Annotated in this window: 6 protein-coding genes; 2 read left to right on the top strand and 4 right to left on the bottom strand. The window is 64.9% G+C overall.

Annotation, left to right across the window (positions count from 1 at the left end; translation table 11 throughout):
• The coding region (locus tag JOZ76_RS17070) for a UvrB/UvrC motif-containing protein (protein ID WP_291699979.1) at window positions 1-1,013 on the top strand (1,013 nt) is incomplete at its 5' end.
• Between the two features lie 333 nt (window positions 1,014-1,346).
• Entirely contained in the window at window positions 1,347-3,110 is a 1,764-nt protein-coding gene (locus JOZ76_RS17065; RefSeq protein ID WP_291699977.1) for a caspase family protein, read from the top strand.
• A 22-nt stretch (window positions 3,111-3,132) separates the two neighbouring features.
• Here JOZ76_RS17065 and JOZ76_RS17060 read toward each other — a convergent pair whose 3' ends face one another.
• From JOZ76_RS17060 to JOZ76_RS17045, 4 genes are all read right to left on the bottom strand, one after another.
• Window positions 3,133-3,291, bottom strand: a complete 159-nt coding sequence (locus JOZ76_RS17060; RefSeq protein ID WP_291699975.1) for a hypothetical protein — start codon at window positions 3,289-3,291, stop codon at window positions 3,133-3,135.
• A 177-nt stretch (window positions 3,292-3,468) separates the two neighbouring features.
• A complete protein-coding gene (locus JOZ76_RS17055) occupies window positions 3,469-3,822 on the bottom strand; it encodes a hypothetical protein (protein ID WP_291699973.1) in 354 nt (117 codons plus the stop codon).
• A gap of 82 nt (window positions 3,823-3,904) precedes the next feature.
• Entirely contained in the window at window positions 3,905-5,020 is a 1,116-nt protein-coding gene (locus JOZ76_RS17050) for an alpha/beta fold hydrolase (protein WP_291699971.1), read from the bottom strand.
• A 389-nt stretch (window positions 5,021-5,409) separates the two neighbouring features.
• The gene (locus JOZ76_RS17045) at window positions 5,410-6,111 is read right to left on the bottom strand and encodes a phasin family protein (protein WP_291699969.1); all 702 of its coding nucleotides are present in this window, start codon (window positions 6,109-6,111) and stop codon (window positions 5,410-5,412) included.
• Window positions 6,112-6,809 lie beyond the last annotated feature (698 nt).

The raw sequence follows: 6,809 nt of genomic DNA, 5'->3' as shown, positions 1-6,809 counted from the left end.
TGCGCGAGGGCCTCGACATTCCCGAATGCGCGCTGGTTGCGATTCTCGACGCCGACAAGGAAGGTTTTCTGCGCAGCGAGACCTCGCTGATCCAGACCATCGGCCGCGCCGCGCGCAATGTCGACGGCAAGGTGATCCTCTATGCCGACACGGTGACCGGCTCCATGGAGCGCGCGATCGCCGAGACCAACCGCCGCCGCGAGAAGCAGATGGAGTATAACCACCAAAACGGCATCACGCCGGAGAGCGTGAAAAAGTCGATCGGCGACATCCTGAACTCGGTCTATGAGCGCGATCACGTGCTGATCGAGACCGGCGGCGGCGGCACGACCGAGGACGTCATTGCGATCGGGCACAATTTCGAGGCGGTGCTGGCCGATCTCGAGACGCGGATGCGCGAGGCGGCCGCCGATCTCAATTTCGAGGAGGCGGCGCGGCTGCGCGACGAGGTCAAGCGGCTGCGCGCCACCGAGCTCGCGGTGGTCGACGATCCCACAGTCAAGCAGCGCACGGTGCAGGATCGCGCCGGCGCCTATGCCGGCGCCAAGAAATACGGCGAGTCGGCCAACCTGCCGGCCACCACCCTGAAAAAGCGCGCCGGCTTCTCTGCCTCCCTGCGCTCCGCCTCCCCGGGCCACGGCAGCTCTTCTTCCCGCTCGGGCGGTCCATCCGTTCCCTCCCCCCTTGCGCAGGGAGGAGGGTCCACGGGCCGCAGCGCGGGCGATCGGAGACAGTCCCTCCGTGAAGACCCGCTGCTGCCATCGTTCGAAGAGCGCACCGGCAACGCGCCCTCGCGCGGCGCGTCAAAGGTCCACAAGCCGCATCTCGACGAGATGCACGGGCCGGAATCCCTGCCCTATCGCCCGGGCCGCGCGCCGCCGTCAAAACCGTTTGGCGACACCAGCAAGATCATTCAGCCAACCAACTCGCGCGAGTCCGGTCCCGAGTTCGGCCCCGCGCCGCGCTCGAGCGGCGGCGCGCCGGGCAAGCGCGGCGGATGGAAGAAGCGGTAGCACGACGAGTTGCTCGCCCTGCAGCGTCGCGGCCAGGTCTATTCCCTCATCCCGAGGAGCGGCGTCTTCGCCGCGTCTCGAGGGATGAGGCCCGCGCCGGACTGAGTTCTCGGCCTCATGGTTCGAGACGCCGCGCGAAAGGCGCGGCTCCTCACCATGAGGGTCTGCCTCCGACGTACGCGCCCGCATGACAGCGAGATGACAGCGACGCCCCGCCGACAGAATTGCGCCGGGGAAATGCCACAGACGTGATCGCGCCGCGGCGGGTTTTGGACAGATTCATTGCGCATGGGGTTGTGCGCCGCCGATGCTTCCATCCCCGGGAGTTTTGCGATGAGGTTGCGCCGCTGTCTGGACCGGCTCGTGTTGTCTCGCTTTGCTGTTGCCGCGGTCGCGTTTCTGGTTTTCGCCCTGCCCCCTGGCGAAGCCGCGCACGCAGCGGGCAAGCGGCTCGCGCTGGTGATCGGTAACTCGGCCTACCAGCACGCGCCGCTGCTGAAGAATCCGCGCAACGACGCTGATGACCTTGCGGCCATGCTCGAAAAGCTCGGCTTCACGGTGATCAAGGGGGTCGACCTCGACAAATCAGCGATGGACCGCACCATCCAACAGTTCGCGGCGGCGCTGCATGACGCCGAGGCCGGAGTGTTCTTCTATGCCGGCCACGGCCTGCAGGTGAATGGCGTCAACTATCTGGTGCCGACAGATGCTGTGCTCGCAAGCGCGACGGCGCCCGATTTCGAGCTGGTGCGGCTGGATGTGGTGCAGCGGAGCATGGAGCGCGAGTCGGCCACCAACATCCTGTTTCTTGACGCCTGCCGCAACAATCCGCTGGCGCGCAACCTTGCCCGCAGCATGGGAACGCGATCGGCGGAAATCGGCCGCGGGCTCGCGGCGGTCGAATCCGGCGTCGGCACGCTGATCAGTTTTTCGACGCAGCCCGGCAACGTGGCGTTCGACGGCGGTGGGCGCAACTCGCCGTTCACCGCGGCGCTGCTCAGGCAGCTCGCCGCCCCGCGGGAGGATCTATCGAGCCTGCTCATCAATGTGCGCAACGACGTGATGTCGTCGACGCAGAACCAACAGGTGCCCTGGGAGCATTCCGCGCTGCGCGCAAAATTCTTCTTCGCCGCTGGGCAGGAGGCGGCCCCGTCCGTGGCATCGGTCACGATACCCGCGGCGGCACCAGCCGGCACCGCGTCAAATGCGGCCAGCCCGGATCCGGCCAAACCCGATCAGGCAAAGCCGTCGATCGCCCAGCTCTGGCAGGCCGCGCCGACGAAAACGCAGCGCCAGGCCGAGGTGGCGCAAGCGCCGCCTGCAGCGCCGCCGATCGCGGCGAAGGCGGCAAGCGCGGACGTCGCCGCGCCCATGCCGATCGACACAGGCGAAATCGTGAAGGGGCGGCTCGCGGCGAACAAGTCGCATTATTGGCAGATCAAGGCGCCCGCCGGCCGTTATCGCATCGTGCTCGACGTCCGCCGTGCCGACGATGCCAGCAGCAATCTCATGGCCGCCGTGGAGGTGTCCGATCCGGATGGCCGCAAGCTCGGACAACTCGCCGGCCTCAACGAGATCGACGTGCGCCGCAGGCTGCTTGCAACGCTCGATACGACGGACAATCCGCGGCCCGACCTGATCCTGCGCGTCACCGGAGCGTCGGCAATAACAGATTACTGGCTCGGCCTGTTCCCGGCCGACGCCGCGGTGCCATTTCCGTATTTTGTCCGAACACCCCGTGTCGACGCGCTCGCGCTCGGCCACCCGGCCGCAACCACCCTGGCGCCGCTCTCGGTGGGTTCCGACGGCGCCTGGTATGCGACCGATCTTGACGCGCAGGACTATCGCGTGTCCGCCCAGGTGGAGCGCACTGATGGCATCAAGGGCAACGTGATGGCCCATGTCGACATGTTCGGGCCGATCGGTGAGAGCCGCGGCGGCAACGGCATCTGCAACGTCAACGCGATCGACCAGCAGGCCTCCTGCGCACGAAAGCTGGTATTCTCTGAGAAAACCTCGGTGCTGTTCCGGATCCGCGCAGACAACGACGTCGGCTACAAGCTCGTCTTCAAGGTCGATCCGCTGCCGAGTGAATGAGCCGGCGTTGACGGCGCCAAAGCTAGCGCAGCACGTAGACGAGCAGGCCGATGGTCAGAAGCGACAGCGCGATGTCGAAGAAGACAGCGCCCCGCTTGCGCAGGATGCTGCGCGCGAAGGATATGATGACGCAGAGCACGAAGCCTGCGAGGACGAGGCGCCATTCGCTGTGAGAATGCATGGCGTTCCCCGAATCGCCCGCAGGCGAATATCTTATGGGAACGCCGCCGTCTGTGGCAGTCGTGATGAAGATCGCTCCACCACGAACTGTGTAGGGCGGGCAAAGGCGCGTTCGCGCCGTACCAACCGTGTCCCGCAAGTCGAGTTTGGATGGTGGGCAAGCTTCGCTTTGCCCACCCTACCGACTCAACACCCAAAGTCCGAGCAGCGACAGCATCAAGACGAAGGTCAGGAGCCGATAGGCTGTCCCGGCGCGCTCGCACCAGGCCGCGATCTTGGCGGTGAGCGACAGCGAAGCGTCGAAGAAGCTGGGCATATAGAACGGGTACCCCGGCCCGAGCCAGCGGGCCGCCAGCCCGATCGCCAGTGAGACCAGCACAGTCGACAATGCCGCTCGATCGGGGCCACCGACCGTGAGCTTGAGCAGCATATTGAGGACCACGAATATCGGAAGACACTCGAGAACGGCGGTGAGCGCAACGCCCTCCAGCGTGTTGAGCGCGCGTGATTTCGCAGATGTAGCGGCATTCATGACGGCAAACTCCCAGCGACCCGGTGAATACATACCACAAGCCATCGTCGCCCTCACGGGGCCGCGATGCGAAGCAGATGCCCTACTGCAGCCGCTTCCCGCCTTCGGTCACGCCGTCGAGGAACGCGCCGACCTCGCGGTTGAGAAACTCGACATCGGCCGGGAAAAATCCGCCGGCCGAGGCATGGCCGGTCACCGTGCCCGGGCTGATGGTCACGAGCTTTGCATCGGGGATGCTCCTGGCCGCCGCGGTGGGTTCGAACTCGGGATTGAGCAGATCCTTGGTGCCGGTCAGGATCAGCGTCTTGGCCTTGATCGACGCCAGCGCCTTCGCCGTGTCGCCGCCAAAGCCCGGCGTGGTGCCGAGGTCATGGCGGTCATAGGCCCAGGACTGGTAGATCCAGTCGTCGGCGTCAAACACCTTCCACAGCGCGCTCTCCTGCTGCTCCATCCAGGGCAGCACATCCGGCCCGCTCTTGAACTGCGCCGCATACATATCGGGCGAGCGCGCCGCGAGCAGCGCGACGATGTCGCGGAACAGCCGCAGGCCTTTTTCCGGCGGCGCATCATAATTGCCGTCCTTCCACGCCGGGTCCTCCATGATCGCCTTGCGCGAGGCCTCCATCACGGCGACCGACCAGGCCGGCGTCTTCGCCAGCGGCACGATCGCCACCAGCGCGTCCATGAAATCGGGATGGCTGACGCCCCATTGCAGAGTCTGCATGCCGCCCATCGACGGGCCGACCACGGCGACGACATGGTCGATGCCGAGCTTCTCCTTGAGCAGCCGATATTGCGATTCCACCATGTCGCGGATCAGAAATTTTGGAAACGCCATGCGCGGCTGCGCCTTGGAATTGCTCGGCGACGTGGTCAGCCCGTTGCCGATCGCATCGGTGCAGATGATGAAATATTTTTCGGGGTCGAGCGCCTTGCCCGGCCCGATCATGAAATCGAGCCGGTGGTGATTGCCCGATATCGCCGTCACCATCAGAATGGCGTTCGACTTTTTTGCGTTCAGCGTGCCTTGGGTGACATAGGAGATCGCAAAATCGCTGATCGTCTCGCCGCTTTCCAGTTTGAGATCGCCTTCATTGAAAAGCTGGTGCGGCGCCTGCTGCGGCGTGTGCGCCGCGGCGGGCAACACGACGAGCAGACCGGCCGCGGCCAGCGCGGCGATGCGGCTTGTCATCTTCATGCGACTCCTCCCCTTGTGATCGAAATGCTTGACGCACTTTCTGATTGAGGAAGAGCATAGAGCCTCGCGTCGCTGCGGCAAGGCGGCGGCGCGAGAAATTCGGCGTTGGTTCGATGGGAATAAAGTGACGCGTTGGTGCGGCCCCAAGCGACCCTGCTGCCACTCCGTCATCGCGAGCACAGCGATCCAGAGACTTGAGCCGCACGGCGCGGCCTCGGCCTGGTCCGATTGCTTCCGCCTTCGCTCCCGGGCCTCCGCGAACAAAGCAGCACTACGCCCCCGGCGGGGGACCCGGTGGCGGCTCGCAATGACCGCGGTAGCTGTCGAAATTCATCCTCCAATTCCGGGCGGCCGGTCTCGCGGCAACCCGGAACTGACCGTCCAACCAGCTACGCGGCGCGGCGCGCGTTCTCAGCCATGCGCTTAGCCGCATCATCGGCCAGCTTGATTGACATGTCGGCCATGCGGCGGCTGGTTTCCAGAACGCTGCCGACGGCCTCGCGCATCATTTCGCTTTGGACGGCCGCGACGTCCTGAGGGGTCCGGCAGTTCCACAGCTCGTTGATGCGCTCCATGTTTTTCTCGATCTGGTGGCGAACAAGCTCGAAATACTCTTTGGACATCCCGCTCATCGCCTTGCTGGCGGCTGCGGTCGAGTAGAGAATGGTCTGGGCATTGTGGGCCGACCGTTCGGTTGCTTCCTGCGCCTTGTCTCCCGACAGGCCGAGCGTGCGACTGAGCTGGTCCGTGGAGCGCCCCATGACCGCCGTCGTCATGTTCAGGCCGAAGCGCCACGCCTCCTGCATCGTCTCGGCGTTCTGCTTGAGCAGATCGGCACCGACGCGGGCTGCTTGTTCCCCCGCTTCGGCCGCCGCCTGTCCGACGCGCGTCGTCTGTTCCGCCGCAGTTTGTCCGATCCGGGCCGCCTGTTCCGCGGTCCTCTCACTGGCGCGCCGGCCTTCATTTTCGATGTCCTTGGTCGACCTGTCCTCGTGGCGTGGGTCTGCCATCTGTGTTCCTCCGACGATGTTCTTGATTGGTGCGTTCGGATTGCTGCGCGGGTCCGGTGAGGCACAGCTCCTTCGCGGCAACGCGAGCGCTTCAGGTGCGTTCCCACACTTGCTGATTTTTTGGACAATCCTCGCGCGCAGAAAGGGCCGCTCCAGTCCCTAAAACGGGCTCCTGCTTACGTTCAAGATCCGGTGACTGCGTTCGATTGCATGTTGAAGGTCTGTGCGTTTGCGTCCGGCGCGCGGAAATCACCGGCAAGACTTTGTCCTTGACACGTTTTCAGCGTGCCGCCCGATTTGCCCGTCGCGTTAACTTGTCGCAGCGGATGAGTTCTGATTTTCTGAAATCACCTTGACATCGCCCCCCAAATCACGCGATCCTCTGCCCGTCCCGCACTCGTTGCGAGGGGCGTACGCGTCGTCACGGACGTTGAGCGCGGGATGCGGTGGACGTGCGCGTGCCGACGACGAATCGGCATGGGCGCGGACGGTGAAGTCGTGTGGTCCTGGCCTCCCGACGCTGAGGTCAAGTTGTGCGGTGACGTGCCGCGCGATGACGGGGGCAAGAAAGCCCGGTCTCCGGGGAGAGCGCGTATAAGCCGTAAACCACTGCGCAGGGAAGGCCGGATGATCTTGGGCTCAACAGGTCGTCGCAACACTTCAGATGCGGAGGTTGCGGTGGGCATTCGAAAGAAGCGATCAACACGGGCGCGGCTGGGGTCGCTGGGACGACCGCCTGTTGCGGGGCGAGTTGAACAGGAGGTGTTTTGGCTGGGGAT

Origin of the sequence: Bradyrhizobium sp. (assembly GCF_019244115.1) — a bacterium.
In the GTDB taxonomy this organism is placed as follows: Bacteria; Pseudomonadota; Alphaproteobacteria; order Rhizobiales; family Xanthobacteraceae; genus Bradyrhizobium.
The sequence above is the reverse complement of the archived record's forward strand: the minus strand, read 5'-3'. Positions and strand labels throughout refer to the sequence as shown.